At 47.3% G+C, this 14819-nt stretch carries 14 protein-coding genes and 3 tRNA genes; 1 reads left to right on the plus strand and 16 read right to left on the minus strand.

The window, feature by feature from the left end; all coding sequences use genetic code 11:
• Positions 1–229: 229 nt before the first annotated feature.
• The 15 genes from Q0X25_RS04635 to Q0X25_RS04705 all read right to left on the minus strand — a co-directional run bounded on the left by Q0X25_RS04635 (position 230) and on the right by Q0X25_RS04705 (position 11933).
• A tRNA-Leu gene (locus Q0X25_RS04635) sits at positions 230–316 on the minus strand.
• Between the two features lie 47 nt (positions 317–363).
• Positions 364–1248: a bifunctional hydroxymethylpyrimidine kinase/phosphomethylpyrimidine kinase gene (locus Q0X25_RS04640; protein ID WP_298579321.1), complete on the minus strand. Its 885-nt coding sequence runs from the start codon at positions 1246–1248 to the stop codon at positions 364–366.
• Positions 1249–1376: 128 nt separating this feature from the next.
• Positions 1377–2246 (minus strand): hypothetical protein, encoded by an 870-nt coding sequence (locus Q0X25_RS04645; RefSeq protein WP_298579323.1) that lies wholly within the window; start codon positions 2244–2246, stop codon positions 1377–1379.
• Between the two features lie 92 nt (positions 2247–2338).
• A complete protein-coding gene (locus tag Q0X25_RS04650; RefSeq protein ID WP_298579324.1) occupies positions 2339–3064 on the minus strand; it encodes an NUDIX domain-containing protein in 726 nt (241 codons plus the stop codon).
• A 17-nt stretch (positions 3065–3081) separates the two neighbouring features.
• Entirely contained in the window at positions 3082–4374 is a 1293-nt protein-coding gene (purD, locus tag Q0X25_RS04655; protein WP_298579325.1) for a phosphoribosylamine--glycine ligase, read from the minus strand.
• Positions 4375–4411: 37 nt separating this feature from the next.
• Positions 4412–5332, minus strand: a complete 921-nt coding sequence (locus Q0X25_RS04660; RefSeq protein WP_298579326.1) for a DegV family protein — start codon at positions 5330–5332, stop codon at positions 4412–4414.
• Positions 5333–5338: 6 nt separating this feature from the next.
• Positions 5339–6619 carry an adenylosuccinate synthase gene (locus Q0X25_RS04665; RefSeq protein ID WP_298579327.1) on the minus strand — a complete coding sequence of 427 codons (1281 nt, stop codon included), beginning with the start codon at positions 6617–6619 and terminating at the stop codon, positions 5339–5341.
• A 143-nt stretch (positions 6620–6762) separates the two neighbouring features.
• Positions 6763–8100, minus strand: coding sequence for a replicative DNA helicase (dnaB, locus tag Q0X25_RS04670; RefSeq protein WP_298579335.1), 1338 nt, complete (start codon positions 8098–8100; stop codon positions 6763–6765).
• Between the two features lie 610 nt (positions 8101–8710).
• A complete protein-coding gene (gene rplI, locus Q0X25_RS04675; RefSeq protein WP_298579328.1) occupies positions 8711–9241 on the minus strand; it encodes a 50S ribosomal protein L9 in 531 nt (176 codons plus the stop codon).
• Positions 9242–9275: 34 nt separating this feature from the next.
• On the minus strand, positions 9276–9560 hold the full coding sequence (rpsR, locus tag Q0X25_RS04680) for a 30S ribosomal protein S18 (protein ID WP_021625227.1): 285 nt from the start codon (positions 9558–9560) through the stop codon (positions 9276–9278).
• 20 nt (positions 9561–9580) lie between these two features.
• On the minus strand, positions 9581–10093 hold the full coding sequence (locus Q0X25_RS04685) for a single-stranded DNA-binding protein (RefSeq protein WP_298579330.1): 513 nt from the start codon (positions 10091–10093) through the stop codon (positions 9581–9583).
• Positions 10094–10144: 51 nt separating this feature from the next.
• Positions 10145–10438, minus strand: coding sequence for a 30S ribosomal protein S6 (gene rpsF, locus Q0X25_RS04690; protein WP_298579331.1), 294 nt, complete (start codon positions 10436–10438; stop codon positions 10145–10147).
• A gap of 399 nt (positions 10439–10837) precedes the next feature.
• Positions 10838–11653 carry a DUF4013 domain-containing protein gene (locus tag Q0X25_RS04695; RefSeq protein ID WP_298579332.1) on the minus strand — a complete coding sequence of 272 codons (816 nt, stop codon included), beginning with the start codon at positions 11651–11653 and terminating at the stop codon, positions 10838–10840.
• A gap of 60 nt (positions 11654–11713) precedes the next feature.
• Positions 11714–11801 (minus strand) — tRNA-Ser (locus Q0X25_RS04700).
• Positions 11802–11842: 41 nt separating this feature from the next.
• Positions 11843–11933, minus strand: a tRNA-Ser gene (locus Q0X25_RS04705).
• Between the two features lie 244 nt (positions 11934–12177).
• Between Q0X25_RS04705 and Q0X25_RS04710 the strand changes: the two genes are divergently transcribed.
• Positions 12178–12945: a trimeric intracellular cation channel family protein gene (locus Q0X25_RS04710; RefSeq protein ID WP_298579333.1), complete on the plus strand. Its 768-nt coding sequence runs from the start codon at positions 12178–12180 to the stop codon at positions 12943–12945.
• A 7-nt stretch (positions 12946–12952) separates the two neighbouring features.
• On the opposite strand, the gene Q0X25_RS04715 is transcribed toward Q0X25_RS04710, so the two are convergent.
• Entirely contained in the window at positions 12953–14395 is a 1443-nt protein-coding gene (locus Q0X25_RS04715; protein ID WP_298579334.1) for a VanZ family protein, read from the minus strand.
• Positions 14396–14819 lie beyond the last annotated feature (424 nt).

A 14819-nucleotide genomic window follows, 5' to 3' on the forward strand; every position in this document is an offset into this window, starting at 1 on the left:
ACGTGGCGTTTGGCAAGCAGGGCCGCTCTGCTTTAAATGATCTGTGGCGTTTGGCAAGTAGAGCTGCTCCATTTGAAATGGAACGTGGCGTTTAGCAAGCAGAGCATCTCATCTGAAACGATGTGTGGCATTTGACACGCACGGTGCTACAGAAGTAAACCGATGGTACGCTGTCTGTCAGCTCATTGCATAGCAAAAGACCCCTCGAAAAAGGGGTCTTGATCATTCATGGTGCGGGCGAAAGGACTTGAACCTTCATGAGATTGCTCTCATACGGACCTGAACCGTACGCGTCTGCCAATTCCGCCACGCCCGCGTGCGTAGGGATAATACTACGAATACCAGCAGATAGCAAGAAACTATTTATCGAAACTCCGGTCCTACAAGGGCAGTAACCTCACTTAACACGCTTTCAAAGCTCACACCGCGCAGCTCAAAGCCCGGCTGATGGCGAGTCATACACATGGCATCAACAACAAACTGACCCGCAAACGCAACTGCCGCACGCAAGGACTTATTACACATAATCGCAGCCAACAAGCTTGATGCATAGAGATCTCCTGTGCCGTGAATCATAAAGGGCAGCAGCTCACTCTCAAGCTCTTCGCCCTCAAAATCACGACCACACACATAGTTGTAAATTTTGTTGTCACCGCGTACGGCACCTTTGATAACCACATTTTTTGCACCCATCTCAAGCAGAGCGTCTACCAGGCGGGAAGTATAGTCACGGGAAACATCTTGGCCCTCATAATTGATGCCCGTTAATATAGATGCTTCCGTCAGATTGGGGACAAGCAAATCGGCTCCATCAACCAAACCGCGTGTGGCAGCGCACATTTCATCGGTATAGGTGGGGTATTTCTCTCCTGCATCGCCCATCACGGGATCGACAATACGCAAGGCACGGGGATACTCGCTATAAAGACGCTGGATAACTGCCACTTGCTCGGCAGAGCCCAAAAAACCCGAATACACCGCATCTAAATCGATACCATGAATTTTCCAAGCATCAAGATAGTCTTTGAGCATTGAGGTGGTGTCATGCATATAGAACTGAGGAAATCCTGTATGAGCAGAAAAAAGCGAGGTAGGTACTGGACACACGTCACAGCCAGCTGCAGATAAAACAGGGATAGCTACTCCAAGTGAACACTTTCCGTAACCACACAGGTCGTGGACAGCAGCTATACGCGGAATGTAGTTTCCAGAACGCTGATACAAAACCAAATCATTTGCGTTTGCCATAAGGTGTTTCCTTTCACGTGGACTGATGGACCTACGCTGCAGGACAGGATAGCCCAATAGTGGAGCTTGTGGCTAGGTTTAATGAGAAAAATTTTTACTAAAGAGCACCATCAGGGCTTGGTTTATTATCAACCAACGTCAGAGTTCTCATTCGTAGCCGTACTCTGCTCATCGGTAGAGCTAATTACATCATCTCCCTGGCCGAGGCGGGCAAAAGGTGTATAGCTCGAAGTAATCTTTTTACGTAGTGCTTCTTGGGTTTTGGAATCCATGCCCTCAATCGTGCAGTTATAACGCACGCCATTTGAGGTGTTTTCTTTGGTCCAAATAAAAGTCATAAAGGGATGGGTCTCACCGGTTGGCTTGATGAAGTTAAAAAACTGCGAGGTAAGCAGGTTCCCATTGTCATCCATATACACATTCACATGATAGATAACGGTATTAATATTGGGGTTCAACAACGCATTAACCGAAAGCGCTGTGGCTTGGATCTGAGAACTAGAAAAGCAGGTCAGGACATTTTTTGAAGTGGTATCATGCACCGACACTTCAACGCGATGGGTATGTTGATCGGCTTCTTGAACGGTAAAATCCTCGGGGAACTGCGTAAAGCCGTTACCCCACTCAACACCGCCACGAAGTGCAGATGCCACAGTTACCACGCTGACATCTTGAGAAAGATTGGCGGTGTTGACACGCCTTACCACACCACAGCTCACCTGAGCCAAAATAACGACCACAAGCAACGTCATCACAAAACCGATGGCGGTTCTGCGAATACGCAGTTCAACATCAGAACCAGAAGGATCGGCATCTGATAGTGGGTCAATATCTACTCCGTGACCTTTTTCATGCCGACGCTTACGCTCACGATCAGCACGCTCACGATTGCTATGACCCGTCTCATCTACCGTTGAAAAAAGTTGCTCCGCCTCTTTATGTCCAAGGGTGCCTTTGGCAGGACGACGTCCCAAAATCGTTCGTTGCCTCTGTGCCATAACACCCCCCCCACTTCTTTAACAAGCAAAGCTTAGCATCGATTTTCGAAAAACACGACAGTTCAGCTTACCTAGACGACAGCTCAGCTTACCTAGCTTAGACGATGAGCTACCGCATCACAAACGAGGGTAGCAACTACCGTCTTTGCATCCTCGATGCGTCCATCGAGCACAGCATCAATAAGTTCTTGCAAAGGTACAAGATCAACGTTAATAAATTCGTCAGCATCGGGACTTGAATCACAGAGGTGCAAGCCTGTTGCCATATAGAGGTGAATAAGCTCGTCAGCAAAACCACAAGATGTGGCAATGGTTGTCAAAAAAGCAATCTTGTCAGCTTCATAGCCAGTCTCTTCCAAAAGCTCACGACGAGCACAATCCAGCGGATCTTCACCAGCATCCAGCTTGCCAGCAGGCACCTCAACGGTCACACGATTGAGAGCAGCGCGATACTGTCTCACGAGACAGATTCTGCCATCGTCGGTGAGGGCAACAACGGCAACCGCGCCAGGATGACGCACGACATCACGAATAGCATGACGACCATCGGCAAGGGCTACTTCCATACGGTTGACATCAAAAATACGCCCATGCCAAGCAACGTCCTCCGAAAGAATGTGCTCCTCAAGAGCGGCATCGCGTTGATCGCTACCACCTAACACCAAATCACGTGATTCAGGCAAACCAGACCTATGAGCTGCGCCACCACGATCACCGTCATAGGTATATGCCTCGGCTGACTCTAACAAATCAGCAACTCCGCTGTTGTTTGTCGCACTGTCATGTCTACTATCGTTCTTCTTGCTTGATGAAGCCATATTTCAGTCCTTTGTTACTACAAACTTGCGAGAGCATGATGGCCAATGTCACTGCGGCACTGCTTGCCTTCAAAATGGATAAGATTGGCCGCCCGATAGGCAAGTTCACGAGCAGCAGCCAAGGTTGGCGCCACCGCCGTCACATCGAGCACACGACCGCCAGAAGTATAGGTACGCCCATCCGCACCAAGGCTGGTACCGGCTTGATAAACCGTCACACCTTCAAGCTGTTCTGCTTCTTCAATGCCTTCTATGAGTTTGCCTTTTTCATAGGAGCCCGGATAGCCCGCACTGGCAAGCACAACAGTCATTGCCCAATCGTCATTCCAAGAGACCATTGATGCGTCAAGCGTACCCTTGTCGCAGGCGAGAAAAACATCCACCAGGTCTGCCTGCATACGTGGCAGCACTACTTGAGTCTCGGGATCGCCAAAACGGGCATTAAACTCCAATACCTTGGGGCCTTCGGCGGTAAGCATAAAGCCACCATAGAGACAGCCTGAATAGCAGATCCCATCGCGACGCAACTGATTGATGACCTTTTGTTCCATTTCACACATTTGAGTAAGTTGCTCTACAGTCACGTTTGGTACGGGAGAATAGGCACCCATACCACCCGTATTGGGACCAAGGTCACCATCATAGGCGCGCTTGTGATCTTGGCTCGTGGCAAGTGGTACTAACGTTGTGCCATCTGTGAGAGCCAGCAAAGAACATTCGGGGCCTTCGAGCATCTCTTCAACAACAACCGTTGTACCTGCATCACCAAACGCCCCCTCAAAGCATTCTGCAACACCCGCAAGTGCTTCTTCGGTGCTTTGGGCAACAATAACCCCTTTACCTGCGGCAAGACCATCGGCTTTTACCACGACAGGCCCGCCCAGCTCACGCACATACATCTCGCACTCAGCACGATCCGTAAAGGTACGGTATGCCGCGGTTGGCACGCCAGCGCGTGTCATCACATCTTTGGCAAAACACTTGGAGCCTTCCATCCGAGCTGCTTTTTTGCTCGGACCAAAACAAGCAATACCTGCAGCTCTCACTGCATCGGCTACGCCTGCCACCAACGGAGCTTCAGGTCCAATTACCACCAGACCAATCTCGTGTTCGCGAGCAAAACGAGCCACGTCCTCGGGGCTATCTTGACTGCAATCAGCTAGCTCCGCTTCGGCAAGCATGCCCCCGTTTCCTGGTGTCACCCACAATTTGCCAGCGTGGAAAGACTCTGCAAGCTTGCGTAGCAAGGCGTGCTCACGACCGCCTGAACCCAACAGTAAAATGTCGATCGTCTTGGCTGCGCTCTCCATATATTGTCCTTTCAAAGGCAAATTCTGGCTTAACTACCTATCGGTCACTATCGCCCAAGAGATCACTTACTTCCTCGGGCATGATGAGCGACTGTGGAACGAACGCAACACCTGCTGCAGAGGCACCTACCATAACCACAGAAGTAGGACGTATGGGCAAAATACCTGCGCTCACGTGCTCAAACTCATTGGTATTGAGAGGACGCTGCAACTTGGATAGCGTAGTGGAATCTACTGACTTTGCCTCAAGAAGCGTCAGCGGACCTACCTGCTGAGAGTATGTACTCATCTCGCGGGCAAGAATACCCGCAAGCAAATCAACGCTTTCGCTGCGGCGCTCAACTCTGACAGTACCACCAGGATTAATGGAGGTATAAAGCCAGCCTCCCGACACACGCATGCCCAGTGTCTTGAGCGAGCGTCGAATGCCGCGAATATCACCTAATATACAAGCGCGATCGAGGTCAATGCCTGGGGGTAAGAGCGTCAAAAGACGTGTTTTGCTGGCCATCTCATCAGCACGTTTAATCGCTTCTTCCGCAGTAAGACCCGCATTGCGGTCAGCCACGAGGCGCAATACTATTAAAGCCAACTGTACAGATACTGCTTTGGTATCAATAACAGTGACTTTGGTATCCACATACTGAGTTGCTGCTTCAATAGCGGAATCATAGGAACCCACCAGCGCCGCTGAGGGCGCTGGTACTACAATTTCTTTGAAACCACGATCGACAAGCTCATCGAAAGTCGCTTCAAAACTATCGCGACCAGGAGCCGTAACACGTGCGCGAGCACGTGCGGCCAGTACATCTAACGCATCGTCCATCGTCATGTTGCGATCAAGCAACTCATTTCCAGACAACGATAGACGCTGAGATACGAGTTCTACTTCCAGTCTCCGACAAAGCTCTGGTGACAGGTCACAAGCGCTGTCACACACAATGGCAAAATCTGGCACACTACCCTACTTCCAGTAGCGGTCAATCGACTGATCGCGATCGGGACCGACTGTGATAATCGAAACACGGACACCGGCAAGCTGCTCGAGAAAATCGATATAGTCCTTTGCTTCGCGAGGCAGCTGATAGAAATTACGAATACCAGAAATATCACACTTCCAGCCAGGAAGCTCTTCATAGACCGGAGTGGCATGATAAAACACCGATTGATGTTCGGGAACTGTGGTATAGCGAACACCGTCACACTCGTAGGCAACACACACCTTGATACTGTCAAGACAACCCAGTACATCAAGCTTGGTAATAGCAAGGTCAGTCAGACCGTTGATACGTGCAGCATAGTTAACAACCACTGCATCGTACCAGCCACAACGACGCTTACGACCTGTGGTTACCCCGTATTCATGACCAACCTTGCCCAGCAAATCGCCCGTCTCATTAAAAAGCTCTGTAGGGAAAGGACCAGAACCCACACGAGTAAGGTATGCCTTGGCAACACCAAGAACGCGGTTGATATTAGTGGGACCGACGCCAGAACCTGTTACCGCTCCGCCAGCTGTGCAGTTAGAAGAAGTAACAAAGGGGTAGGTGCCGTGATCAATGTCAAGCATAGTTGCCTGAGCGCCCTCAAAAAGAACATTCTTACCAGCTTCAAGCTGCTCGTTGAGATAAAGCGATGACTCAACAATATAAGGACGAATACGCGATGCCATCGGCAGATAGGTCTCACAGATTTGATCAACCGTATAGGTAGGCAGGTCATAGACCTTAGAGAGGATGGGGTTTGTGTAGGCAAGTGCCGCATCAAGCTTTTCGCGGAAAATCTTTTCGTCGAGCATATCTTGGATACGTAAGCCTGTGCGGTTCATTTTGTCCATATAGCAAGGACCAACACCGCGCTTGGTAGTGCCAATAAGGTTCTTGCCGAGCTTTTTTTCGTGTGCCCCATCAAGATCTTTGTGGTAAGGCATAACAATGTGGGCATTGCCCGAAATCTTAAGTTCATTACAACTAATTTCAGATTCAGCCAGCATGTCAATCTCAGAGAGCAAAATCTCAGGATCAACAATGCAGCCATTACCAACAATAGGAGTTGTTCCTGGATACATAACGCCTGAGGGCACCTGATGCAAAGCGAGTTTTTTGCCATCGGCAATTACCGTATGGCCAGCGTTTGCACCGCCTGCATAGCGACAAACTACGTCAAAGTCACCTGCAATAAGATCGGTAACCTTGCCCTTACCCTCATCGCCCCACTGGGTTCCTACGAGCACTGATGCGGGCATATGCCCTCCCTTTTGTTAGCGCCGTTGTTTATAATGCGACGGCTTTCGGACCAACCTCTTTAGTATAAAGCAGGACAGGCTTAACCCTCGTGGAGTGAGCTTGTCACACAGCAGCTGCAGATATATATGTATTGCAGCTCTTGTTAGTTTCCGCCACCTGCCGGGCGATATACCTCGACAAAGCGCGTTGAATTGGCAAGGAACGTAAGATCGACGGTGGTCAAAGGACCAGAACGGTTTTTAGCAATAATAAACTGCGTGACACCCCAATCTGGACGGTCACCTCGCTCTGCTTCTTCTTGGGAAGTGGAACGGTCAAGCAGAATAACTATGTCAGCGTCCTGCTCAATAGCACCAGATTCGCGCAAGTCAGAAAGTTGTGGTCGTTTACCTGTACGTCCTTCAACAGTACGATTGAGCTGCGACAAGGCAATAACAGGGATGCGTAAGTCTTTTGCCATAACCTTGAGGCCACGACTCATTTCGGAAACCTCAGTAGCACGGCTATCCGCACGCGTGCGTCCAGGTGGCGGTGAAACCAACTGTAAGTAGTCAAGGATTACTATGCCTTTTTCTTTGTCGTGCAAAAGGCGGCGAGCTTTGGCGCGAATCTCGGTGACCGTTGTACCTGCCGTATCGTCAATTTGCACATCAAGTTTTGAAAGCTGAGCGGTTGCTTCCAGCAGAGCCGCCCACTGATTGTCTTGGATACGTGCGCCACGGATATCTGAAAGCGGGATACCTGCCGTTGCCGAAAGTAAACGTTGGGCAATCTCTATTTTGCTCATCTCAAGCGAGAAAAAAACCACCGCGGCCCCGTTTTTTGCCGCATTAATGCAGAGATTAAGGGCAAACGACGTCTTACCAACACCAGGGCGAGCGCCAACAACAATCATCTGACCAGCACGCATACCCTGTAATGCCCTGTCGATATCGCGAAATCCCGTCTTGATACCAAAAGCTTCCTCATCGGCAGCAGCCATTTCGCCAAGCTGTTCATAAAGCTCGCCCATTATCTGAGAAAGCGTTGCTGAGTTGTCGCGCACATCCTGACCAGTTACATCAAAGATTTGCTTCTCTGCATAATCAACAACATCACGAGAATCTTCGGGTGCATCAAATGCCATTGCCTGAATACGCGCTGAAGCAGAGATAAGACGTCGCAAAGTCGCGTCGCGCTTGAGCATCTCAACATGATGTTGCCAGCTAGCCAGTGCAAGAGAGTTTGATCCTAATTCCACCAAGTAAGAAGGACCACCAATTTTTTCAAGTTCACCAGCACTTTTAAGATGATCTGCCAAAGAAATCGGGTCTACTGGCTCGCTGTGGTCAAACATCTCGGCCATGGAAATAAAGATCTGCTTGTTAGCATGCAGATAAAAATCATCGGGTTCTAGACTAATCAGACATTCCTGCAATACATTCTCAGAGAGAATCATTGCTGAGAGAACAGAGCGCTCTGCAGCAACATCTTGCGGCATCGATACATCGCCTGGAAGCGCGGTAAGTGAAAAATCACGTTCGTTCTTGAGGCGGCGTCCCCAAGATTGTGTCTTTTCCCTCTCGGGCACGGTGTTCTCCTCTCAAACGTGATATCCGATAAACGCAAACGCAGCTGCACATAAATTTACAACTCAAACGCCTCATTGTCTGGGCAAAGCATAGTACCTCATGCGCTTAAGCTTTGCAGGGCCAAAAGTACACAAATAATGTTATCGATACTCTGATGTAGAAACTAATTATCCTCAAGCTGCAGTTTTGCAAGTTTTCTACGTTTTCAACAATTTTTGGACGTATCGACGAACGGTGTTTTCAACATGAACAGAACTCTCATGGATATGCTCTGGTTACAAATCCAATCCAGCATTTTTGCATATCTCACTCATTAAATTTCCTATTTGCGCAGGTAGATGAAATTAAATATTCATTTAAATAAAAAATCCCTCCATCCCGCAGGGGGTTGGAGGGATTTATACGAACGTTCGTTGCGTTTTGCATCTTTTTGAATTCTGGGTACTACCTGCAACTTTTGTTGAAATCTGCAGGTAATCCACTACGAACAAACAGACGCATAGTATGATCCGATAAAAACTACTCAGCGGCCTCTTCGCTCGCTTCGGTTTCTACCTCAGTCTCATCAGCTACCTCTTCGACAGGCTCCTCAACTGCTGCCTCAGCTTCAGGACCAACCTGAACGATAACCTTGGCATTGATCTCACGATAGAAATTGACCTCAACCTCGTGAGCTCCTGCGGTCTTAATGGTGCCGCCGCGACTAATGCGCTTACGATCAACCTCAACTGAGAGCTGGCTCTTGAGAGCCTCGACAATCTGAGCAGAGGTGACCGAACCAAAGAGCTGACCATCCTCGCCAATGCGAGCGTCAATGACAACTTTCTTGCCATTGAGTTGATCTTTCAGCGCGTTAGCGTCAGCAACACGCTTCTCCTCGCGCTTCGCGATATTGTGCCTACGCTCTTCAAGCTGTTTAATGTTGCCAGGGGTTGCGGGCTGGGCAATCTTGTTGGGGAACAGATAGTTCTCCGCATAGCCCTGGGCGACCTCAACGATGTCGCCTTCTCCGCCCTTGCCCCTGAGCTCACCCATAAGGATGACTTTCATGGGACGCTCCTTTTCGTTGAATGCTTCCGCCCGCTTAGCCGCGGTTGCGACCACCACGGTTGGAAACCACGGGCACAGCGTACGGGAGCAGAGCCATTACGCGGGCGCGCTTGATTGCCACCGCGATATCGTGCTGATGCTGCGTGCAAGCGCCCGTAACGCGACGGGGCTTAATCTTGCCACGATCAGTCGTAAATTTACGGAGAAGCTGCGTGTCCTTATAGTCGATAAAATCGACGTTTTCCTTGCAGAACTGGCAGTACTTGCGGTGCATGGGGCGCTGCTCTTCGCGGCGCTGCCTCTGCCTCTGCTTTGCCATTAGATACCTCTTTTCAATTCCTAGAACGGTATATCCTCGTCATAAACGTCGCTGGGAGGCGGCGTCTGGACGGGAGTCGTTTGGGGTGTAGCTGCGGGGGCAGCATAGCTAGCTTGGTTATGCGTCGGCTGAGGGGCCGAGTAATGCGGCGCTGGCTGAGATTGAGTTTGGGGCTGCTGTTGGTAGCCACCCTGTTGCTGAGTATTTTGGCGAGAGGAAAGAAATTCCAACTCGTCTACGATAACTTCCAGCTTGCTGCGACGCTGTCCATTGGACTCCCAGGAGCTGTAACTAAGCCTGCCTTCAATTGCAACCTTCATACCCTTGTAGAGGTAGTTTGAAAGCGACTGGGCACGATTGCCAAACATAACGCAGTCGACAAAGTTGGCTTTATCTTCCCATTCGCCTTGTGCATTACGACGACGATCGTTGACAGCTACGCCAAAGGTCAAAACCTGCGTGCCACTGTTTGTGCTACGCAGCTCAGGATCACGCGTTAAGTTGCCAGTAATAATTACCCTGTTAATGCTCATTGTTCCCACCTCTCGTGCGAGTCTCCTCGTCCTTCCATATGTGGTCGATGTTTAGTCCTTGTCGGGACGACGCACGACCATGTGACGCTTCACGTTGTCATTAATACGCAAAACTCGATCGAGCTCAGCAATCTGCGTGGGGTCAGCATGGAAATTAATAAGGATGTAATCGCCCTCGGTGAGGCCGTCGATCTCATAGGCGAGCTTGCGCTTGCCCCAGTCCTCGACGCTGTCAATCACGCCGCCGTCAGTAGTGACAGCCACCTCGATACGTTTCGAGACGCCTGCGCGAATCTCCTCAGTTGCTGTGGGATCGACAAAATACAGTAGTTCATAAGCCTTCATCTCTTCACCTCCTCTGGACATATGGCCTTGGCAAATGAAGGTGCAGCCAAGGCAGGAAAGGCTAAGGAATGATACTATCACAGCCCAAGTCGCTTTTATAGGACAAATTTCACAAAGAACATCCCACACCTTCCCCACATGCAAAAAATAAACCCATCAACTTGGATTTAGCTTGGATGGTCTCTGCCCTATAGCTGACTTAAACTGGCACGTTCTTTACCTTATGTGTGTTTATCCAGCTAGATTGCTATGTTTTGCAGCACTAAATGTGACTCAGCCAATCTACTGGGGATAAAATACTTCTTCTTAATTTTTTACACTCATAAAAGCTTCATAAGCTTTAGCTCACAGCTGCCCTATACCTTTAGCTATACCTTTGCGTTGTGAGCATTTCCCATGCTACTTTTTCTCTTCAAAAATCTTGTTGCTTTCCTGCCAGGTGGGTACATCAAACTGACGCAACCAAAGTCCTGTTGCACACGTTTGAATCATCTGAAAAAACGAAAAGCCAAGACTACTAATAAAAGCTGCAATCGCACAAGGCAGAGCGTTTGCGGCGACAAGACGAAGTATGTCAGCTGCAGCGTACATAACATAGGAGGCGGTAAGATCTTGCAGCACATCGCTATATGCCAGCATAAGATAGCTATCGCTTAGTTGACTTGCTATAAGGATCAAAATCGCCATCCATATAAGAGAAAGAATAAGACCAATTACCAGCTGAAGCACAATGTAAAGCCCGATAAGACGCAAGGCACCTTTGTGGTCTGCTTTAATTAACGACCAAATCCTTTTGATTTGCCATCCTGCCTTAAAGTCGTGATAGATGGTGGCATGTAATGCTGCAACAGGAACCAAAAAAGTCGCGATAAAACTCAAAAGTAGGCTAAAGGTATTGGCAACAGCCCCATCCTTAAGCACCGAAGCAAACAGCAGATTGAGCACGTATACCGAAATGCCCACCCACAAAGCCCCGACAAAGGCACGCCAACCTGCAGAGATGCACTCGCCTACACGGACGTTCCGCTGCTTTGGTGCAGCATCTACTCCCCACGCAATCAAACGAGCCCATTCAACGGCATAGCCATTACAACCTAAAGGCCCCGCAATAGGCACAAAATTTGCTGCTGCCATTACCAATACAGGCTTGATCCATCCACGATCGTGGCGAAGTAATGCGAGTGACTTTTTGTAGTAGTGCCTTTCGTCTGCCATTTCTTCTCCTTGGCTCGCAAATAAAAAAGTCGGTCGCTACTGCGGCCGACTTGACTCATCTGGCGGAGAGGGTGAGATTCGAACTCACGTACCCCGAAGGGTAAACGGTTTTCGAGACCGCCGCATTCGGCCACTCTGCCACCTCTCCAGATAGAGACGTGGCACCCTCAGGTGCCACGAAGAATGCTCTGGCGGAGAGTCAGGGATTTGAACCCTGGAGACGCTTTAGGCGCCTACACGATTTCCAATCGTGCTCCTTCGGCCACTCGGACAACTCTCCAGAAATTGTGCAACGGAAAGTATACAAGAAAGCGTTAGTCTGCGCTATCTGTATTTTTTATTTTTGCAGATAGTTTGAGCAAAGCACAACAACGTCTTGAAAAACATAGGCTATCTTGTAGCTTTTCTTCCTTTGTGTTGCTACTTTATGAGCTTGATATCTCACAAGAAAAGTTTTGTTTCCCTTAGTATTTTTGTGACTAAGCCTGATAAAGTCTTGAGGCCAGATGTGAGGGGAGGCCGCAGTGCATAATTTTTTCTTTACACCTTATGGTGGCATGGATATCACGGGGTTGCCTTTGCCAACATGGCTTGATCTCTCTGCGGTTATCGTGGGTGCCCTTGCAGGTGTTTTCGCTGCACGTCAGCGCAAGCTTGATCTTGTAGGCTATGTCGGTCTCGCTATGATTTGCGGGCTTGGCGGAGGATTAATCCGTGACACTATCCTTCAAAAAGGAAGCGTCTACATGATGGATTCTCCTTACGCTATCCCTATAGCAGTGCTGACTGGTTTGATTGGGTTTTTCTTCCCTGGGACTACCAAACGCTTTTCTCGCTTTTACGAATGGGTCGATATTATGTCGGTATCCCTCTTTGCGGTTGCCGGTGCTGACAAGGCAATCATGTTTCACACAAGCGGAGCTGCCGTTATCTTGTTGAGTACTATCACAGCTGTAGGTGGCGGCATGCTACGTGATGTCTTTTTGGGGGAAGTACCTCAAATTTTCCGCCGCTCTAACCTCTATGCAATCTGCTCGGTTGTAGGAGGGGCGCTCTACTACAGCATGGTTTGTATGTTTGGGGTACGCAAACTCTGGGCATTGATTATTTGCGTCTTTATCATGGTTGCCATGCGCCGTTGGTCTCTCAAATATAACGTTTTATCCCCCGACCATGTTGACCTCAGTCCTCGGGCAAGCAAAGCTATTCGCGTGGTCTATACCGCTGCTAGCAATGAAGGGCGGCGTCGCGGTGAAACCATCATTAAAAAGCCCGGTAGTCATAGGCAGTAAATACGTGTTATAAAAGATTTTTTTCAAACTCTTTATCAAAAGAAATAGGGTACTCTGGGGAGCCTAAATCTTTTCCATCAGCTGTCCAATCGCTTTCAACGTTAATATTATGAAGCTGAATAATAGGCACGTTATACAAATGCTCATAGGTACAAACTGAAATAAACGTTTTTTCGTCTGTTTGGGTAAATGAACTTATATATCCAATCTTTTTCGTACTACTAGTTTGCTTTTTTAAGTTCATTTCAATTTCCCCGTAATACTGCCAAGGAAATTCCTCTTGCAATAATTGTATATCAATATCTGAATTTATAGGTAGATTATTGCTTAGTTGAACACTTGTAATTTCAAACCAACCATTTTCGATGCGTGCAGTAATAGTAGCTTTTTGAACCTGTGAAGAGGCTATAAGCTCTTTTGCATCTGGCGTTTTAGCAACCTCATCATTACTAGAGAGAACCAAGGGCACGATAACTGCACTATTTTGAGATTTTTTATCAATCATTATAAGTGATATGCCCCAATGTTTATGAGCATTAGTATCTTTCCAAGAATCACTAAGCTCACAAAACCCTTCGAACTTAACGGTATTTTCTTGGAGAACAGGGATGTCACTACCAGAGTTGTTCTTCAACCCACTCTCTGTTTTGCTTAATTTATCTAAACTATGCAAAGACCCTGTGGGAATAAATGCATTTGTTTTTTCATATGGCGGTGCTTGTAAAAAAGAAAACACAAGAATGCATACCTGAATAAGCCATGCAATAAGAATAACTCTTCTAATGAACAGCACAATTTTATGTTCATCTAAAATAGCTGAAATTTTATTTATTGATATATATCTACCATTATATGTCCAGGTGAAATGATGCAGTAATTCTTGTGCCAACAAAAAACCAATTAATGCACCGGTTGTATTAGTAATAATATCAATTACGTCAAACAAGCCTAACTTAAAGATAATTTGAATACTTTCAATCACTAAAGAAAAAATAAAAGAGATTAAAACAGTTCTCTTAAATTTAAACCCTTTTAGTGCCACAAAAAAACCAAGTGGAATAAAAATTAATTGGTTTGCGAGAAGAATTTCTGGCTGAGCATAAAATTGCATAACTATATCAGATAAATCGAAGTTATACCCAGACATACCTGGACTTTTAAAGAGTAAAGACCAAATAAGAATAATAAAATAAATTATATAATAGAAATGTATTATTTTTTTATAAAAATGCTTTCTTATTAACTGGAACACAAGTAGCCCAACACATAGAGCAATAGTGCCAGAAAACAAAAAGATAAAGGCAGTCGGCAATATAGTACCAATAGCAATTAAATTTTCTAAGTTTGCAAATAGATATGTTTCAGCAAACCTATACGAAAAGAAGAAAGTTGCTGCTGCCGGCAGCAAACAAAGTAGCCAAGTGGCAAGCCAACCGCTTTTACCTTTCATGATATTCGCCGCATGTTTAGTAGTAAAACGATCCGCTTATGTCACACGATTGATCCGCAGTTGGTGCAGAAAAATAAAGTCTGTACGTCCCTTTAGAGCAGTAGGTGGTAAATTTTGAACCAGTTACATTATTAAAGAATGTTTTTTGCCCAACAGTTTTCCACTTCCACCCTGTATTTCTTTGTACAAGCACAGAAAATTGAACATTCCTACCATAGTTTTTTGTTTGTGTATGCTTTACGGTACAGTTATGACCAGAGCTAATGTATGCCGTTTTTACTGATGGCTTATCCCAAATTCTCCAGCCTTGATAGGTAAATAGCGTTTTTGCATTTGCAAGAGTTGAAATTGAACACAGCAAAATGACAGTTAAAAGACCTGTCTCTTATACACATCTGACGCTGCCGACGAAACCTTATGGGTG

This window comes from uncultured Olegusella sp. (assembly GCF_947253395.1).
Taxonomy (GTDB): domain Bacteria; phylum Actinomycetota; class Coriobacteriia; order Coriobacteriales; family Atopobiaceae; genus Olegusella.

Bases quoted from the DNA above. Each gene is read 5' to 3' on its own strand.
- purD (WP_298579325.1), bottom strand. From the start codon at position 4,374: ATGGAGAGCGCAGCCAAGACGATCGACATTTTACTGTTGGGTTCAGGC.
- Q0X25_RS04685 (WP_298579330.1), bottom strand. From the start codon at position 10,093: ATGAGCATTAACAGGGTAATTATTACTGGCAACTTAACGCGTGATCCT.
- Q0X25_RS04695 (WP_298579332.1), bottom strand. From the start codon at position 11,653: ATGGCAGACGAAAGGCACTACTACAAAAAGTCACTCGCATTACTTCGC.
- dnaB (WP_298579335.1), bottom strand. From the start codon at position 8,100: ATGCCGCAAGATGTTGCTGCAGAGCGCTCTGTTCTCTCAGCAATGATT.
- Q0X25_RS04665 (WP_298579327.1), bottom strand. From the start codon at position 6,619: ATGCCCGCATCAGTGCTCGTAGGAACCCAGTGGGGCGATGAGGGTAAG.
- Q0X25_RS04640 (WP_298579321.1), bottom strand. From the start codon at position 1,248: ATGGCAAACGCAAATGATTTGGTTTTGTATCAGCGTTCTGGAAACTAC.
- rpsR (WP_021625227.1), bottom strand. From the start codon at position 9,560: ATGGCAAAGCAGAGGCAGAGGCAGCGCCGCGAAGAGCAGCGCCCCATG.
- rpsF (WP_298579331.1), bottom strand. From the start codon at position 10,438: ATGAAGGCTTATGAACTACTGTATTTTGTCGATCCCACAGCAACTGAG.
- Q0X25_RS04715 (WP_298579334.1), bottom strand. From the start codon at position 14,395: ATGAAAGGTAAAAGCGGTTGGCTTGCCACTTGGCTACTTTGTTTGCTG.
- Q0X25_RS04645 (WP_298579323.1), bottom strand. From the start codon at position 2,246: ATGGCACAGAGGCAACGAACGATTTTGGGACGTCGTCCTGCCAAAGGC.
- rplI (WP_298579328.1), bottom strand. From the start codon at position 9,241: ATGAAAGTCATCCTTATGGGTGAGCTCAGGGGCAAGGGCGGAGAAGGC.
- Q0X25_RS04650 (WP_298579324.1), bottom strand. From the start codon at position 3,064: ATGGCTTCATCAAGCAAGAAGAACGATAGTAGACATGACAGTGCGACA.